Annotated in this window: 18 protein-coding genes; 12 read left to right on the top strand and 6 right to left on the bottom strand. The window is 73.6% G+C overall.

Going from position 1 to position 15602, the window contains the following annotated elements; genetic code table 11:
• Positions 1–9 precede the first annotated feature (9 nt).
• From BLU82_RS26340 to BLU82_RS26330, 3 genes are read right to left on the bottom strand one after another with little or no spacing between them, the layout of a single operon-like run.
• Complete coding sequence (locus tag BLU82_RS26340; RefSeq protein WP_092626322.1) at positions 10–324, bottom strand: type II toxin-antitoxin system PemK/MazF family toxin; 315 nt, start codon at positions 322–324, stop codon at positions 10–12.
• Positions 324–578, bottom strand: a complete 255-nt coding sequence (locus BLU82_RS26335) for a hypothetical protein (protein ID WP_157741275.1) — start codon at positions 576–578, stop codon at positions 324–326. The genes BLU82_RS26340 and BLU82_RS26335 overlap by 1 nt, the downstream gene beginning before the upstream one ends.
• 34 nt (positions 579–612) lie before the next feature.
• Positions 613–1578, bottom strand: a complete 966-nt coding sequence (locus BLU82_RS26330) for a YafY family protein (RefSeq protein WP_092623910.1) — start codon at positions 1576–1578, stop codon at positions 613–615.
• 61 nt (positions 1579–1639) lie between these two features.
• On the opposite strand from BLU82_RS26330, the gene BLU82_RS26325 reads away from it, so the two are divergent.
• The gene (locus BLU82_RS26325; protein WP_092623909.1) at positions 1640–2770 is read left to right on the top strand and encodes an epoxide hydrolase family protein; all 1131 of its coding nucleotides are present in this window, start codon (positions 1640–1642) and stop codon (positions 2768–2770) included.
• Positions 2767–3906, top strand: coding sequence for an epoxide hydrolase family protein (locus BLU82_RS26320; protein ID WP_092623908.1), 1140 nt, complete (start codon positions 2767–2769; stop codon positions 3904–3906). The genes BLU82_RS26325 and BLU82_RS26320 overlap by 4 nt, the downstream gene beginning before the upstream one ends.
• 35 nt (positions 3907–3941) lie before the next feature.
• Here BLU82_RS26320 and mftF (BLU82_RS26315) read toward each other — a convergent pair whose 3' ends face one another.
• Together mftF (BLU82_RS26315) and mftR are read right to left on the bottom strand one after the other, a co-directional pair.
• A complete protein-coding gene (mftF, locus tag BLU82_RS26315; RefSeq protein WP_157741274.1) occupies positions 3942–5366 on the bottom strand; it encodes a mycofactocin biosynthesis glycosyltransferase MftF in 1425 nt (474 codons plus the stop codon).
• On the bottom strand, positions 5363–5980 hold the full coding sequence (gene mftR / locus BLU82_RS26310) for a mycofactocin system transcriptional regulator (RefSeq protein WP_231947589.1): 618 nt from the start codon (positions 5978–5980) through the stop codon (positions 5363–5365). Before mftR ends, mftF (BLU82_RS26315) begins: the two co-directional genes overlap by 4 nt.
• An 84-nt stretch (positions 5981–6064) precedes the next feature.
• Here mftR and mftA point away from each other — a divergent pair, with 84 nt between their 5' ends.
• Genes mftA through mftF (BLU82_RS26260) form a run of 10 tightly spaced genes read left to right on the top strand, consistent with a single transcriptional unit; the run spans position 6065 to position 14217 of the window.
• Entirely contained in the window at positions 6065–6169 is a 105-nt protein-coding gene (mftA, locus tag BLU82_RS26305; protein ID WP_092623905.1) for a mycofactocin precursor MftA, read from the top strand.
• Between the two features lie 8 nt (positions 6170–6177).
• Positions 6178–6453 carry a mycofactocin biosynthesis chaperone MftB gene (gene mftB, locus BLU82_RS26300; RefSeq protein ID WP_069108852.1) on the top strand — a complete coding sequence of 92 codons (276 nt, stop codon included), beginning with the start codon at positions 6178–6180 and terminating at the stop codon, positions 6451–6453.
• Entirely contained in the window at positions 6450–7691 is a 1242-nt protein-coding gene (gene mftC / locus BLU82_RS26295; RefSeq protein WP_092623904.1) for a mycofactocin radical SAM maturase, read from the top strand. The genes mftB and mftC overlap by 4 nt, the downstream gene beginning before the upstream one ends.
• 19 nt (positions 7692–7710) lie before the next feature.
• Positions 7711–8523 carry a mycofactocin-coupled SDR family oxidoreductase gene (locus tag BLU82_RS26290; protein ID WP_092623903.1) on the top strand — a complete coding sequence of 271 codons (813 nt, stop codon included), beginning with the start codon at positions 7711–7713 and terminating at the stop codon, positions 8521–8523.
• 12 nt (positions 8524–8535) lie between these two features.
• Positions 8536–9348: a mycofactocin-coupled SDR family oxidoreductase gene (locus tag BLU82_RS26285; protein ID WP_092623902.1), complete on the top strand. Its 813-nt coding sequence runs from the start codon at positions 8536–8538 to the stop codon at positions 9346–9348.
• Between the two features lie 9 nt (positions 9349–9357).
• The gene (locus BLU82_RS26280) at positions 9358–10194 is read left to right on the top strand and encodes a mycofactocin-coupled SDR family oxidoreductase (protein ID WP_092623901.1); all 837 of its coding nucleotides are present in this window, start codon (positions 9358–9360) and stop codon (positions 10192–10194) included.
• A gap of 8 nt (positions 10195–10202) precedes the next feature.
• Complete coding sequence (locus BLU82_RS26275; RefSeq protein WP_092623900.1) at positions 10203–11117, top strand: MoxR family ATPase; 915 nt, start codon at positions 10203–10205, stop codon at positions 11115–11117.
• Between the two features lie 24 nt (positions 11118–11141).
• Entirely contained in the window at positions 11142–12101 is a 960-nt protein-coding gene (locus BLU82_RS26270; RefSeq protein WP_197682490.1) for a VWA domain-containing protein, read from the top strand.
• A complete protein-coding gene (mftE, locus tag BLU82_RS26265; protein WP_092623899.1) occupies positions 12098–12769 on the top strand; it encodes a mycofactocin biosynthesis peptidyl-dipeptidase MftE in 672 nt (223 codons plus the stop codon). Before BLU82_RS26270 ends, mftE begins: the two co-directional genes overlap by 4 nt.
• Positions 12766–14217 (top strand): mycofactocin biosynthesis glycosyltransferase MftF, encoded by a 1452-nt coding sequence (gene mftF, locus BLU82_RS26260; RefSeq protein WP_092623898.1) that lies wholly within the window; start codon positions 12766–12768, stop codon positions 14215–14217. The genes mftE and mftF (BLU82_RS26260) overlap by 4 nt, the downstream gene beginning before the upstream one ends.
• 82 nt (positions 14218–14299) lie before the next feature.
• On the opposite strand, the gene mftD is transcribed toward mftF (BLU82_RS26260), so the two are convergent.
• A complete protein-coding gene (gene mftD / locus BLU82_RS26255; protein ID WP_092626318.1) occupies positions 14300–15478 on the bottom strand; it encodes a pre-mycofactocin synthase MftD in 1179 nt (392 codons plus the stop codon).
• Positions 15479–15602 lie beyond the last annotated feature (124 nt).

Here is a 15602-nt window from a genome sequence, read left to right as displayed (position 1 = left end):
TTCTACTCTTCAGAGTTCCAGCAGCAGGCGCAGGATCCGTTCGATCCGTAGCATGTCGACGTCGTCGACCACGCCGACGTGCTTGATGAACCGCTGCGTCGAGACCAGCCGGATCTGCTCGCACTGCACGTAGCTGGTGACGGGCAGCGCGCCCTCGAGCTCGACGTAGGTGGCGTAGTCGCGCTTGGTACGCGTCACCGGGAGCACGATCGCCAGGCCGGTGGCGGAGAAGCCATCGGACGAGACGGTGACGGCGGGTCGCCGATAGCCCTGCTCGTGCCCGATCGGGTCGCCGAAATCGCAGAGGTGGATGTCGCCACGCATCACAGCACGTCGTCCCAGCGCTCGTCCGGATCGAGGCCGTCCTTGAGCGAGCCGGCGTAGCGCTCGCTGACGCCGCGCACCTCGCCGCCGCCCTCGCGGGTCCCCATGGTGGCTCGGACCTCGTCCCAGAACGCGGCCCGCTCCTCCGCGTCGAGCGCGCGCTCGATGGCGCCGGCGAGCGACGTGTGGTGCGCCGCGGCGTATCTCGTCAGCCGCTGGTGCACCTCGCGCGATACCCGGATGGTCGTCGTCATACTTCCGAGTCTACGCAGTTGTAGACAAGTATGACTACAACTGCGTAGCCGAGTCGGCGGCGCGCGTGTAGCGGGCGGCCAGCCGGCGCAGGTGGACGGCGAACTCGGGCGGGTCGAGCACGTCGAAGTCGACGTCGAGCATGGCGGTGTAGACGGCGAGCATCTCGTAGGTGTCGGCGCCGGTGTGGATGACGCAGGTGTGCTCGCTCTCCGGCTCGACGGTGATCGTCGCCGGCAGGCTGCCGGCGACGGCGTCGGCCGGCGCGTGCAGCCGCAGCGTCGCGCGGTAGCGCCAGAGTGCGAGGTCCAGCCCGCGGTTGACGAAGTCGGCGACGTCGCCGCCGGGGTCGGGGCGCGGCGCGAACCGCGGCCCGGTCGGGATCGTCGGCGTCATCCGGTCGACGCGGAAGGTGCGCCAGTCGGACCGGCCGACGTCCCAGGCGACGAGGTACCAGCGGCGGCCGCGGTTGACCAGCCGGTGCGGCTCGACGTCGCGCCGTGACGAGCCACCGTCGTGGCCGACGTAGTCGAAGCGCAGGCGCTCGTGGTCGCGGACGGTGGCCGCGATCGCCGTCAGCACGTCCGAGTCGACCGACGGACCGGCCACCGGCAGCGGCACCGTCGCCGACGACAGCGCCGTCACCCGGTGCCGCAGCCGTGTCGGCAGCACCTGCTCCAGCTTGGCCAGCGCCCGCACCGACGTCTCCTCGATGCCGGTGACGGAGCCGCCTGCGGCCGTCCGCAGCCCGACCGCGACCGCCACCGCCTCCTCGTCGTCCAGCAGCAGCGGCGGCATCGCTGCGCCGGAGCCGAGCCGGTAGCCGCCGGACACGCCGGGCGTGGCGTCGACCGGATAGCCGAGCGTACGCAGCCGGTCGACGTCGCGGCGGACCGTGCGCACGGCGACGCCGAGCCGGTCGGCGAGGTCGGCGCTGGCCCATTCGCGGCGCAGTTGCAGCAACGAGAGCAGCTTCAGCAGCCGGGCCGAGGTTTCCACCATTCCTCGATTCTGGCAGCAATCGCGGCCCGTAACTGGCCGTAATTGTCGAGACCGTGGGGACATGACGAACTCCACCGAGATCCGCCCCTTCCGCATCGACATCCCCGACGCCGACCTCGCCGACCTGCGCGACCGGCTGGCCGGCACTCGCTGGCCGGTGGAGGTCGCCGGCACCGGCTGGGAGCGCGGCGTCCCGTCCGGCTACCTGAAGGAGCTGGCCGCGTACTGGCGCGACGAGTTCGACTGGCGCGCGCAGGAGAAGGCGCTCAACGCGTACCCGCAGTTCACCACCGACCTCGACGGCGCGACCGTGCACTTCCTGCACCTGCGGTCGGAGAACGCGGACGCGCTGCCGCTGCTGCTCCTGCACGGCTGGCCGGGCTCGTTCCTCGAGTTCCTGGACCTGATCCCGCTGCTCGCCGACGAGTTCCACCTCGTCATCCCGTCGCTGCCCGGCTACGGCTTCTCCGGCCCGGTCACCGAGACCGGCTGGACCGACGGCCGGTCCGCCGCGGTGCTGGCCGCGCTGATGGACCGGCTCGGCTACGACCGCTACGGCGTCCAGGGCGGCGACGTCAGCGGGTTCATCGGACCGGAGATCGGCCGGGTGGCGCCGGAGCGCGTCGTCGGCGTGCACGTCAACGCGTTCGTGACGTTCCCGTCCGGCGACCTGGAGGGCCTGACGGAGTCGGAGCAGCGGCGGATGGAGCTGTTCCAGCACTTCCAGCAGGAGCTGGGCGGCTACCTGCAGCTGCAGGGCACCCGGCCGCAGACGGTGTCGTACGGGCTGGCCGACTCGCCGACGGCGCAGCTGGCCTGGATCGTCGAGAAGTTCAAGGACTGGACCGACCCGGCCACCGAACTGCCCGAGGACGCCGTCGACCGCGACCTGCTGCTCACCAACGTCAGCCTCTACTGGTTCACCAACACCGCCGGCTCGACGGCGCACACCTACTACGAGCGGTTCCACGACGCGGCCGGCTGGGCGCCGCGTGAGCGGTCCACCGTCCCGACCGCCGTCGCGAACTTCACCACGGACATCGCGATCCGCCGGTTCGCGGAGGCGAACGACACGATCGTGCGCTGGACCGAGTTCGACCGCGGCGGCCACTTCGCCGCACTGGAGGCGCCGGACCTGCTGGCCGCTGACGTCCGCACGTTCTTCACCGACCTGAAGGAGACCGTCCGATGAACGAGATCCGGCCCTTCCGCATCCACATCTCCGACGCCGACCTCGCCGGCCTGCGCGACCGGCTGGCCCGCACCCGCTGGCCGGTCGAGGTGGCCGGCACCGGCTGGGAACGCGGCGTCCCGCTGCCCTACCTGAAGGAGCTGACGGCGTACTGGCGCGACGGGTTCGACTGGCGAGCCCGCGAGGCCGAGCTGAACGCGCACCCGCAGTTCGTCACGACCGTCGACGGGCAGGACCTGCACTTCCTGCACGTCCGGTCGGCGAACCCGGACGCGACGCCGCTGCTGCTGGTGCACGGCTGGCCCAGCTCCGTCGTCGAGTTCCTGGACCTGATCCCGCTGCTCACCGACGAGTTCCACCTGGTCGTCCCGTCGCTGCCCGGGTTCGGCTTCTCGCCGTTGTCCGGGCCGGGCTGGGGCAACCTGTTCCGGGTGGCCGGCGCGGTCGCCGAGCTGATGACGCGCCTGGGCTATGAGCGCTTCGCCGCGCAGGGCGGTGACGTCGGCGCCGGAGTGGTCGGTCTGCTGGCGATGCTGCACCCGGAACGTGTCGTCGGCACGCACGTCAACGGGCCGGCGCCGTACCCGTTCGGGCCGCCGGTCGAGCTCGACGGGCTGTCCGACGCCGAGCAGGCGCGGGCGCAGCGGTTCAACACGTTCCGCGAGGACGGCATCGGCTACCTCGCGCTGCAGGCCACCCGGCCGCAGACGCTGGCCTACGCGCTGGCCGACTCGCCGGTCGAGCAGCTGGCGTGGATCGCGGAGAAGTTCCGCGAGTGGACCGACCCGGCCGCCGAGCTGCCCGAGGACGCCGTCGGCCGGGACCGGCTGCTCACCAACGTCAGCCTCTACTGGTTCACCGGGACCGGCGCCACGGCGGCGCATGTCGTCTACGAGGGGATGCAGGCGTTCCGGCAGTTCATGGCCACCGCGGCCGACCAGCCGCAGGAGGCGCCGGTGCTCCCGCCGGGCGCCGTCGCGGTCTTCGCGGCGGACACCTCCGTGCGGCACCTCGTCGACCCGATGGGAACGGTCTCGCGCTGGACCGAGTTCGACCGCGGCGGCCACTTCGCCGCGCTGGAGGCGCCCGACCTGCTCGCCGCCGACGTCAAGGAGTTCTTCGCGACGCTCCGCTGAGGTGGCGGAGCCGGCGCAGCACCCACCGCCCCCGATCAGCCCATGAGGTCGTCGGCGGACTCGACCCGCAGCCGCCACCCGAGGTCGGGGCGGAGCGGGTCGGGCTCGCCGGTGGCCAGCGCACCTGCCCACACGCCCCAGCCGTACGCGGCGTCGTCGAGGCGGCGGGTGAGCAGCCAGCGGACGAGGTCGAGGCCGGGGCGTTGCCGGCGCCACTCCAGGACGGCCGGGACGACGGCGGCGGCGGCCAGCGCGGGGCGCAGCCGGGGTACGAGCACGCCGGCGGCCACCGCGCCCGGCCACCACGTCCGCACGACGGCGTCGGCGACGGCCTCGCCGGCGCGCAGCGTGCCGCCGCCGGCCAGCCGGACCGCCGTCCGCACCGGGTCGGGCACGACGCCGCGCAGCTCGGCGGCCAGCAGCGCGCAGGCCGTCCCGGTGATCGCGGCCGCCGCGACCGGCCGCCGCAGCGCCACGGCCGCCCAGGCCGCGGCGGTCCACGGCGACATCGCCAGCGGCCGCGCGGCGCCGGGGTGCCGCCGGGCCAGCGGGGCGGCCGTGCGCCCGTAGTAGGCGCGGCGGCTGAGGAAGGCCCGCGGCGCGGTCAGGTGCTCGTGCGCCACAGTCGCCGCCGGCTCGTACCGCACCGACCGGCCCGCGGCCGTCAGCCGCCAGACGAGGTCGACGTCCTCGCCGCCGTGCAGGGTGGTGTCGAACCCGGGGAAGTGGGCGGCGCGCACCAGCACCGTCGCCGTCGGCACGAACGGCACGCGCGCCCCGGGCGCGACCAGTCCGGGCAGGGCGCCACGGTCGTACGGGGCCCGGTGCTGCTCGTAGCGGTCCAGCCAGCCGCGCCGCCCGGTCTCCAGCGCCACCACCCGGGGCGCGACGGCCGCCACCTCGGGGTCGGCGAAGTGCGGCAGCAGCGCCGTCAGCCAGCCGGCCGACGGGACGCAGTCGGAGTCGACGAACGCCAGCACGTCCCCGGTCGCGACGGCCGCACCGGCGTTGCGTGCGCCCGGCGCCCGGCGCCGCTCGTCCAGCCGGACCAGCCGCGCCCCGCCGGACGCGGCCACCGCGGCGTGCGCGGCGGCGTCGGCGGACGCGTCGTCGACGACGATCACCTCGTGCACCGGCTCGCGCGCGGACAGCGCCGTCAACGCCGTCAGCAAGCGGTCCAGCTGCCGCGGCCGGTCGCGCACGGGGACGACGACGCTCACCCGCGGCCACCCGCCGGCCGGAACGGCAGGCGGCACCGGCAGCGCGAGCCCGGCCGTGACCAGCGCCCGGGCCAGCACGCCGTCGGCGCCGACCGGCGCACCGGCCAGCCAGCCGTCCACCGTCGCCCGCTGCGCCGCGGTCAGCGTCACCACCCGGAACGGGGCGCCGCCGAACAGCACGTCGCCGTCCAGCCAGGCGCCGGGGTCCAGCGCGACCCCGAAACCGGCGGGCAGGGTCACGTCGCGAACCGCTCGCCCAGCATCCGCAGCGCGGACTCCAGCAGCTCGGTGAGGTCGGCGTCCTCGTGCAGCAGCCACTGCTCGTACGCCGACAGCGCGATGCCGAGCATCGTCCATGCCAGCGCCTGCGGCTCCAGGCTCTCGGCCGGCACGCCGAGCCGCCGGGCGGCGTACTCGGCCACGACGTCGCGCCAGGCCTGGAACTTCAGCGTCGAGTGCGCCAGCAGCGCAGGGACGCCCAGCAGCAGTCGCATCCGCTGCCGGTGCCACGGCACCTCCTCGGCCGGGACGCGGTTGAACTCGATGACGGCGCGGCAGACCGCGTCCATCAGCGGGAGGTCGTCGGGCAGCGCGTCCAGGTGACGGCGCATGCCGTCCAGCTGGGCCTCGAAGTCGCCCCACGGGAGGTCGTTCTTCGAGGCGAAGTAGCGGAAGAACGTGCGCCGGCCGATGCCGGCCGCGGCCGCGATGTCGTCGACGGTGGTGTCGTCGAAGCCGCGCTCGGCGAACAGCGTCAGCGCGACGTGACTGAGCTCCGCCTGGGTGGTGGACGGACGCCGTCCGAGCCGGTGCGCACCGCTCTCACCAGCGGTGGAACCGTCGTCGGTGGGCAATGTCGGGTCACCCCCTTCCATTCGGCACTGGGTGTCATTAGTATCCGAACCATATCGCCGGAACTCGACCTGCAGGAGCATTTCATGACCCAGACGGATCAGACAGCAGTGACCGAGCCGGATGATCTCGTCGAGGACGACTCTCTGGTGGAAGAGGTCTCCATCGACGGCATGTGCGGCGTGTACTGAGCGCCGCCGTGCCCGCCATCGACCTGGACCGCGCCTTCGACCTGCATCCGCAGGTCGCGGTGCGGCCCGAGCCGTTCGGAGCGCTGCTGTACCACTTCGGCACCCGCCGGCTCTCCTTCCTCAAGGACCGCACGCTGCTGGCCGTCGTGCGCTCGCTCGCGGCCGAGCCGACCGCGCGCGCCGCCTGCACGGCGGCCGGCGTCGGTGGCGCCGAGCTGCCCAGGTACGAGAAGGCGCTCGGTGTGCTGGTGCAGTCCCAGATGGTCGTCGAGAGGACCCCATGACCACCCAGACGAAGCTGGTCGAGCTGTTCGAGTACGGCCTCGACGCGCCCATCTGCCTCACGTGGGAGCTCACCTACGCCTGCAACCTGTCCTGCGTGCACTGCCTCTCCAGCTCGGGCCGGCGCGACCCGCGCGAGCTGACGACCGAGGAGTGCAAGGCGGTCATCGACGAGCTCGAGCGCATGCAGGTGTTCTACGTGAACATCGGCGGCGGCGAGCCGACGGTGCGGCCGGACTTCTGGGAGCTGGTCGACTACGCCACCGCGCACCGCGTCGGCGTGAAGTTCTCCACCAACGGCGTCAAGATCGACGCCGAGGTCGCGGCCCGGCTGGCCGCGAGCGACTACGTCGACGTGCAGATCTCCCTCGACGGCGCGACCGCCGACGTCAACGACCTCGTCCGCGGACCGGGCTCGTACGCCACCGCGATCCGGGCGATGGAGCACCTGGCGGCCGCCGGGTTCAAGGGGTTCAAGATCTCCGTGGTCGTGACCCGGCAGAACGCCGGCCAGCTCGACGACTTCAAGGCCATCGCCGACCGCTACGGCGCGCAGCTGCGGCTCACCCGGCTGCGTCCGTCCGGCCGCGGCGCCGACGTCTGGGACGAGCTGCACCCGACGGCGCAGCAGCAGCGCGAGCTGTACGACTGGCTGCTCGACCACGGCGACAACGTGCTCACCGGCGACTCGTTCTTCCACCTGTCCGCCTACGGAAAGTCGCTGCCGGGACTGAACCTGTGCGGCGCCGGTCGCGTCGTCTGCCTGATCGACCCGGTCGGCGACGTCTACGCCTGCCCGTTCGCCATCCACGACACGTTCCTCGCCGGCAACGTCCGCGACGAGGGCGGCTTCACCCGGGTCTGGCGCGAGTCCGACCTGTTCACCGACCTGCGCAGTCCGCAGACCGGCGGCGCCTGCACGAAGTGCGAGCACTTCGACTCCTGCCGCGGCGGCTGCATGGCGGCGAAGTTCTTCACCGGGCTGCCGCTGGACGGCCCGGACCCCGAGTGCGTGCAGGGCTACGGCGCCGACGCGCTGCTGGCCCGTGGCGACGTCCGCCCCCCGAAATCGGCCGTCGACCACTCCCACCGGACCGCGCCCGCGAGCCGCGCCCGCCGCGGGCACGGTCCGGTCCCCGTCACCATCGCGCTCCGCCGGCCCGAACGGCCGCCGGTCAGCGCGTGCGAAGAGAGCCCGCTCGCGGGCCTGGACCTCAGCGAGGTGCCCACCAGCACCTGACATCCGAAGGAGGCGCGCAATGGGGCGTGTCGAAGGCAAGGTCGCGTTCATCACCGGTGCGGCACGCGGTCAGGGCCGCAGCCACGCGGTCCGGCTGGCGCAGGAGGGCGCCGACGTCATCGCGATCGACCTGTGCGGGCCGGTGCCCGGCATCGGGTATCCACCGGCCACACCGGAGGACCTGGAACAGACCGTCAAGGACGTCGAGGCGCTGGATCGCCGCATCGTCGCCCGTCAGGCCGACGTCCGCGACCGCGACGCCCTGAAGGCAGCGATCGACGAGGGCGTCGCCGAGCTGGGCCGGCTGGACGTCGTCGTGGCCAACGCCGGCATCTGCATCCTGGCGCCGTGGGACGAGGTGACGCCGGAGGTCTTCCGCGACACCCTCGACATCAACCTCACCGGCGTCTGGAACACCGTCCAGCTGGCCGCGCCGCACCTGGTCGCCGCCGGCGGCGGGTCGATCGTCCTCACCAGCTCCGCGGCCGGCCTCAAGGGGCTGCCGTTCCTCACCCCGTACGTCGCCGCCAAGCACGGCGTCGTCGGCCTCATGCGGGCGTTCGCGCATGAACTGGCCGAGCACCACATCAGGGTCAACAGCGTCCACCCCACCGGCGTCGACACGCCGATGGGCGCGGGCGACGGGATGGCCCAGATCGGCGCGTGGCTGGAACAGCACCCGCGCCTGGCCGGCATGTTCACCAACAGCCTGCCGGTCGAGATCACCCAGCCGGTCGACATCAGCAACGCCGTGCTGTTCCTGGCCTCCGACGAGGCCCGCTACGTCACCGCGCTCACCATGACCGTCGACGCCGGCAACACCCAGTACTGAGGAGGTCGCGAGATGGGCAAGCTCGAGGGCAAGGTCGCGTTCATCACCGGTGCGGCACGGGGCCAGGGCCGCAGCCACGCGGTGCGGCTGGCGCAGGAGGGCGCCGACATCATCGCCGTCGACATCTGCAAGCAGATCGACTCGGTCTCGTACCCCATGTCGACGCCGGAGGACCTGGCCGAGACGGTCAGCGAGGTCGAGGCGCTGGACCGGCGCATCGTCGCCGCCGAGGCCGACGTCCGCGACCGCGACGGGCTGCAGGCCGCGTTCGACGCCGGCGTCGCGCAGCTCGGCGGCGTCGACATCGTGCTGGCCAACGCCGGCATCGCGCCGATGGGCGTCACCGTGCGGCCGAACGAGTGGGACGACGTCGTGGCGGTGAACCTCACCGGCGTCTACAACACCGTCGAGGTGGCCAAGCAGTCGCTGATCGAGCGCGGCGGCGGCGCGATCGTGCTCACCAGCTCGACGGCCGGCATCAACGGTATCGGCGGCAGCCAGCCCGGCGGTCTCGGCTACACCGCGTCGAAGCACGGCGTCGTCGGCCTCATGCGCTCGTACGCGAACGTGCTGGCCGAGCACTCGATCCGGGTGAACACCGTCCACCCGACCGGCGTCAACACGCCGATGGTCGTCAACGACGTCATGCAGGAGTTCCTGGCGCAGGACCCGAGCCTGTCCAACGCGATGGCGAACGCGCTGCCGGTGCCGATGGTCGAGGCCGTCGACATCTCCAACGCGATCCTATGGCTGGTCTCCGACGACGCCCGCTACGTCACCGGCGTCACGCTGCCGGTCGACGCCGGCTTCACGAACAAGAAGTGAGGCGCTGACATGGCCGGACGGGTCGAGGGCAAGGTCGCGTTCATCACCGGTGCGGCGCGCGGCCAGGGCCGCAGCCACGCGGTGCGGCTGGCGCAGGAGGGTGCCGACATCATCGCCGTCGATCTCTGCGACGACGTGCCCGGCCTGCCCTACGCGCCGGCCACCGAGGAGGACCTCGCCGAGACGGTGGCGCAGGTCGAGGCGCTGGACCGGCGCATCGTGGCGTCCAGGACGGACGTGCGCGACCTCGCCGCGCTCCAGGCGGCCGTCGACGACGGCGTCGCGCAGCTGGGCCGGCTGGACATCGTCAGCGCGAACGCCGGCATCGGCACCCAGCCGCACCTGACGCACGAGCTGTCCGAGGACCTCTGGCGCGACATGATCGACATCAACCTCACCGGCGTGTGGCACACCACCAAGGTGGCGATCCCGCGGATGGTCGAGCAGGGCGAGGGCGGGTCGATCGTGCTGACGAGCTCGGCTGCCGGGCTGCAGGCGTACCAGAACATCGCCCACTACGTGTCGGCCAAGCACGGCGTCGTCGGGCTGATGCGGACGCTGGCGCTGGAGCTGGCGCCGCACTCGATCCGCGTCAACAGCATCCACCCCACGCAGGTCGACACGCCGATGATCCAGAACGAGGGCACCTACCGGCTGTTCCGGCCGGACCTGGAGAACCCGACCCGCGACGACTTCGTTCCGGCATCGCAGGCGATGAACGCGTTGCCGATCCCGTGGGTCGAGCCGGTGGACATCAGCAACGCGCTGCTGTTCCTGGCGTCGGACGAGGCGCGCTACATCACCGGGGTGGCGCTCCCGGTCGACGCCGGCGCCGTCATCAAGTAGGAGGCCACATGACGGCACTGACGCAGGTCCGCGACCGGGTCCGCACCCACCTCGTGGGCCGCGACCGCGAGCTGGATCTCGTCCTGGCTGCCGTGGCCGCCGGGCGGGACCTCCTGCTGGAGGGCCCGCCCGGCACCAGCAAGAGCACGCTGCTGCGGGCCATCACCGCCGAGTGGGGCATCCCCCTGGTGTTCGTCGAGGGCAACGCCGACCTCACGCCGGCCAAGCTGGTCGGCCACCACAACCCGGCCCGGGTGCTGCGCGAGGACTACAGTCCGGAGAACTTCGTCGACGGGCCGCTGCTGGAGGCCATGCGCGGCGGCGGCTTCCTGTACGTCGAGGAGTTCAACCGGGCGCCCGAGGACACGCTGAACACGCTGCTCACGGCGATGGCGGAGCGCGAGATCGCGGTGCCGCGGGTGGGCCGCGTGGCGGCGCTGCCGACCTTCCGGGTGGTCGCGTCGATGAACCCGTTCGACAACGTCGGCACCACCCGGCTGTCGACCAGCGTGCACGACCGGCTGTGCCGGCTGGCGGTCGGCTACCAGGACGACGAGGCCGAGCGCGGCATCGTCGGCCTGCGGGCGCCGCTGTACGACGTCGACCTGACGCTGTACGAGCGGCTGGTCGCCGACGCCGTCGCCGTCACCCGGGCCACCCGCATGCACGACGACCTGCGTCAGGGCAGCAGCGTCCGCGGGGCGATCGACCTCACGCTGGTGGCCGGGCAGCTGCTCGGCCTGGCCGGGGTGGCCTCGGCGGCGGACCCGGGCTACCCCGACGTCGTGTTCGACGCGATGGTCGTCGCGCTGTCCGGGCGGATCTTCCTCGACGAGACCGTCGAGACGACGCCGGAGCGGGTGCTGCGCACGATCTGGGAGGACCACTTCGTCCTGCAGCCGGCCGCCGCGGCCCCCGGTTGAAGGACGGTCGAGGCGTCGTCGCCGGTGCGGCGGCGGGCCTCGTCGCCGTCGCCGAATGGCCTGCGGCCGCTGCGGCGCAAGCCGAAGCAGCTGGACGACGACCCCGTCCTGCACGACGTCTCGGCGTCCGGCGGCGGGGGCGTGGTGCTGCCGGGCGGGCTGCGGCCGGAAGGGCCGCGGCGGGTGCCGCCGGGCTCGGGCGCGCCCGGGACGACGGACGAGGCGGCGACGCTGCTCGCGGCCGTCCCGGACGACGCCGAGCCCGATCCCGAGGTGCTGCGCCGGGCCCGCCAGATCGCCGCCCGGCTGGCGATGCCGCGGCCGCGTCGCGACGTGACCGCGCGGCGCGGCGCCGGCGAGCTGGCCAGCGTCCGGTACCGCGGCGGCTCCGACGACATCGACCTCGACCGGACCCTGGAGCAGCTGGTCGAGCACCCCGTTCCGGAGGACGACGACGTCATCGTGCGCGAGCGCGTGCGGGCGCGCCGGGCGGTCGCGTTGCTGGTGGACGTGTCGGGCTCGATGCGCGGCGAGCGGGTGCGTACGGCGGCGGCCGCCCTGGGCGCGCTCGCCGCGGAGCTTTCGGCCGACGACGTCGCGGCCATCGCGTTCTGGTCTGACGCCGCCGTGCTGGCGCATCTGGGCGAGCGGGTGTCGCCGCAGCGGCTGCTGGACACGCTGCTGCGGATCCCCGCCAAGGGGCTCACCAACGTCGCGTTCCCCCTGCGGGTGGCCGCGCGCGAGCTGGCCCGGGCGCCGGCGCGAGACGCCCGGGTGCTGTTGCTGTCCGACTGCGTGCACAACGCCGGACCCGATCCGCGTCCGTTCGCCGCCCGGCTGCCCCGGCTGGACGTCCTGCTGGACACGTCCGGCGAGCACGACGCCGACCTCGGCCGCGACCTCGCCCGGCTCGGCCGCGGGCGGCTGTTCCGGATCGGCGGCTATCGTGAGGTCGCACCGGCACTCGGAGAGGTGTTTGCGTGAGCTTGGGCGATCTGCGGTGGCCTGTGGTCCCGCGTGATTCGGTGCTGGCGTTGCCACTGGGGTCGACCGAGCAGCACGGGCCGCACCTGCCGCTCTCGACCGACACCGACGTCGCGCTGGCGCTGTGCACGGCGCTGGCGTCGGCGCGGCCCGACGTCGTGGTGGCGCCGGTGCTGCCGTACGGCGCGAGCGGCGAGCACCAGGACTTCCCGGGCACGGTCTCCATCGGCACGGAGGCGCTGACGCACGTGCTGGTCGAGCTCGGCCGGTCGGCGTCGGCGACGTTCCCGCGGCTGCTGGTGGTGTCCGGGCACGGCGGCAACCTGGCCGCCGTCCGGGCGGCGCTGGCCACGCTGACGGCGGAGTCGCGCGACGTGCTGGCGTGGTTCCCGCGCTGGGACGGTGACGCGCACGCCGGGTTCGTCGAGACGTCGCTGCAGCTGTACCTGTCCGCGTCGCGGGTGGCGCTGTCGTCGGCCGCCGCGGGCGCCGTCGCGCCGCTGGCCGAGCTGATGCCGGCGCTGCGCTCCGGCGGGGTGCGGTCGGTCAGCCCGAACGGCGTGCTCGGCGACCCGGCCGGCGCGTCGGCGGAGGCGGGCCGCGAGATCTTCGACGGCCTGGCCGCCGACCTCGTCACCGCCGTGGCCGCCTGGCTGGCCGCCTCGTGAGCCGTGGGCTTCCGGCCGGGTTCGGAGTGGTGCTGGACCGGCAGACGCGCGTCCTCGACGGCGGCCGGGTGCTGCTCGGCGGGTCGCCGCGGCGGGCGCTGAAGCTGTCGCCGGCCGGCGTCGGGGCGTTCCGGCGGCTGCTGGCCTCCGGTTCCGTCACCGACGGCCCGACGGGGCGTCTGGCGCGGCGGCTGGTCGACGCGGGGGTGGCGCACCCGCGGCCGCCGGTTCGTGTGGACGCCGAGGTGACGGTGATCGTGCCGGTCCGCGACCGCGCCGAGTCGCTGTCCCGATGTCTGGCGGCGCTGGCCGGCGCGTCCGTGCTGGTGGTGGACGACGGCTCGGTGGACCCTGCGGCGGTGGCCGCCGTCGTCGCCCGGCACGGCGCTCGGCTGCTCCGGCGTCCGGTCTGCGGCGGGCCGGCCGCCGCCCGGAACACCGGCCTCGCTGCCCTCCGTCCCGTGGCGGCGGAGCTGGTGGCGTTCGTCGACAGCGACTGCGTGCCGTCGCCGGGCTGGCTGGACCGGTTGGCCGGCCACTTCGCCGATCCCGCCGTCGTGGCCGTGGCGCCGCGGATCGTGCCGGTCGCCGCGCCGGACGCGGGCCGGGTGCTCGGCGCGTTCGCGGCGGACCGGTCGCCACTGGATCTCGGGCCGGACGAGGCGCTCGTGCGGCCCGGCGGCCGGGTGTCGTACGTACCGACGGCGGCGCTGGTGGTCAGGCGGGCGGCGCTGGACGAGTTCGACGAGGCGTTGCGCTATGGCGAGGACGTCGACGCGGTGTGGCGGCTGATCGCGGCCGGTGGCGTGGTCCGCTACGACCCGACCGTCATCGTCGCGCACGCCGAGCCGGCGACGTGGTCGGCCTGGCTGCGTCGCCGCCACCTGTACGGGACGTCGGCGGGACCGCTCGCGCGGCGGCACCCGGACCGGCTGGCCCCGCTGGTGCTCTCACCCTGGCCGGCCGCGGTGACGGCGCTGCTGCTCGCCCGGCGCCCGGTGCTGGCCGCGGCGACCGGCGCCGTCGCGGCCGCCCGGCTGGCGTCGAAACTGCGCGCCGACGGCCTCCCGCCGTCGATCGCCGCGCCGATGATCGCCGAGGCCACCGCGGCGACGCTGACCGCTACCGGTCGCGCCGTCACGCAGCTGGCGCTGCCGGCCGCGGTCGCGCTGAGCGCGCGCCGTCCCCGCCGGCTGGCGACGCTGGCGGCACTGGTCGCCGCCCCGGCCCTGCGCGACTGGCTGCGCCTGCGCCCGTCGCTCGACCCGGTCCGCTGGACCCTCGCCGGCATCGCCGACGACCTCGCCTACGGCGCCGGCGTCTGGCGCGGCGCCGTTCGCGCGCGCACGGCCCGCCCGCTCCTTCCGGCCAGGGTGCGTCTCCCAGGTCTCGGCCGTAGCGAGCGGCGTCGAGGTGGATGCCTCGCAAGGCCGAGGAAGGAGACATAGCGGTGCCTATGGCGACTGACGAGAACGCAGCGAGGCGCCGCCTGGGCGTCGCGTAGTAGGCCACGGACCTGGGAGACACACCCTAGGCGCCGAAGGTTCGGTGGAAGCCCGGCGGGATGACGAGGTCGTCGGGCGTGAGGTCGCGGACCGACGCCTTGCCGAGGCCGCGCAGGGCGGAGTCGATGCCGCCGCTGAGGATGTCGAGGACGTTCTCGACGCCGGCCTGGCCGTTGGCGGCCAGCCCCCAGAGGTAGGCGCGGCCGATCATGACGGCCTTGGCGCCCAGCGCGAGCGACTTCACGACGTCGCTGCCGCGCCGGATGCCGCCGTCCTGGACGACGTCGATCTCGGCGCCGACCGCGTCGACGACGGAGCGCAGGGAGCGGACGGCGGCCGGGGTGCCGTCGAGGTTGTTACCGCCGTGGTTGGAGACCGAGATGGCGCTGACCCCGGCGTCGACGGCGCGCTTGGCGTCGTCGACGCGCATGACGCCCTTGAGCATGAACGGGCCGTCCCACTGCGACCGCAGCCACGCGACGTCGTCCCAGGTGGCGGGTGGCGTCTGCATCCACTGGCCGTAGGCGCCGAAGAAGGTCGGCGCGACGCCGTCGGTGCCCTCGAGGTTGGGGGTGGTGAGGTCGGGCAGTGTCCCGGCCCGCAGGTAGCGCAGCAGCCAGGCCGGGTGCGGCAACACCTGCGGCGCGAACCGGACCATGGTCTTGAGGTCGAGCCGGTCGGGGATGCTCGGGCTGCCCCAGTCGCGGCCGTGGCTGAACGACCAGTCCAGCGTGAGGATCACCCCGGCGGCGCCGGCCCGGCGGGCGCGGTCGAGGATGCGCACCATCTCGTCGCGGCTGCCCAGCCAGTAGATCTGGAAGAACGCCTTGGGGTTGGCCGCGATGACGTCCTCGATGGACCGGCTGGCGAACGAGCTGAGCCCCATGGCGGTGCCGCGGTTCGCGCCGGCCCGGGCGACGGCCACCTCGCCGTCGGGGTGGACGGCCTGGACGCCGGTCGGCGAGAGGATGACCGGCAGTGCGATGTCCTGGCCCATGACGTGGGTGGAGAGGTCGCGCTCGCCGGACGTCGCGGCGACGTGCGGCGCGAACCCGAGCTCGGTGAACGCGGCGAGGTTGTCGCGCAGCGTCAGCCCCTTCTCGGAGCCGGCCACCAGCGCCCCGTACACCGACGACGGCAGCTGGCGGCGGGCGCGCCGCTCGGCCTCGGCCACGGTCTCGAACCACTTGTTCCTGCCGAACATCGTCACCTCTGAGGTCGCCGGTCGTGCCGTTCACCACAGAATAATGGCACTGAGGGCCAAAATGAAGCCATCATCGAGTTCGGGAAACACGCCTGGTACGCTAGGTGAACAGAAGGTGAACAAC

Source organism: Jiangella sp. DSM 45060, from assembly GCF_900105175.1.
Taxonomy (GTDB): domain Bacteria; phylum Actinomycetota; class Actinomycetes; order Jiangellales; family Jiangellaceae; genus Jiangella.
The sequence above is the reverse complement of the archived record's forward strand: the minus strand, read 5'-3'. Positions and strand labels throughout refer to the sequence as shown.

Excerpts from the sequence above, each read along its gene's own strand:
- BLU82_RS26320 (WP_092623908.1), top strand. The coding sequence starts at position 2,767 with ATGAACGAGATCCGGCCCTTCCGCATCCACATCTCCGACGCCGACCTC.
- BLU82_RS26330 (WP_092623910.1), bottom strand. The coding sequence starts at position 1,578 with ATGGTGGAAACCTCGGCCCGGCTGCTGAAGCTGCTCTCGTTGCTGCAA.
- mftD (WP_092626318.1), bottom strand. The coding sequence starts at position 15,478 with ATGTTCGGCAGGAACAAGTGGTTCGAGACCGTGGCCGAGGCCGAGCGG.
- BLU82_RS26335 (WP_157741275.1), bottom strand. The coding sequence starts at position 578 with ATGACGACGACCATCCGGGTATCGCGCGAGGTGCACCAGCGGCTGACG.
- BLU82_RS26280 (WP_092623901.1), top strand. The coding sequence starts at position 9,358 with ATGGCCGGACGGGTCGAGGGCAAGGTCGCGTTCATCACCGGTGCGGCG.
- BLU82_RS26340 (WP_092626322.1), bottom strand. The coding sequence starts at position 324 with ATGCGTGGCGACATCCACCTCTGCGATTTCGGCGACCCGATCGGGCAC.
- mftC (WP_092623904.1), top strand. The coding sequence starts at position 6,450 with ATGACCACCCAGACGAAGCTGGTCGAGCTGTTCGAGTACGGCCTCGAC.
- BLU82_RS26275 (WP_092623900.1), top strand. The coding sequence starts at position 10,203 with ATGACGGCACTGACGCAGGTCCGCGACCGGGTCCGCACCCACCTCGTG.
- BLU82_RS26325 (WP_092623909.1), top strand. The coding sequence starts at position 1,640 with ATGACGAACTCCACCGAGATCCGCCCCTTCCGCATCGACATCCCCGAC.
- BLU82_RS26285 (WP_092623902.1), top strand. The coding sequence starts at position 8,536 with ATGGGCAAGCTCGAGGGCAAGGTCGCGTTCATCACCGGTGCGGCACGG.
- mftA (WP_092623905.1), top strand. The coding sequence starts at position 6,065 with ATGACCCAGACGGATCAGACAGCAGTGACCGAGCCGGATGATCTCGTC.
- BLU82_RS26290 (WP_092623903.1), top strand. The coding sequence starts at position 7,711 with ATGGGGCGTGTCGAAGGCAAGGTCGCGTTCATCACCGGTGCGGCACGC.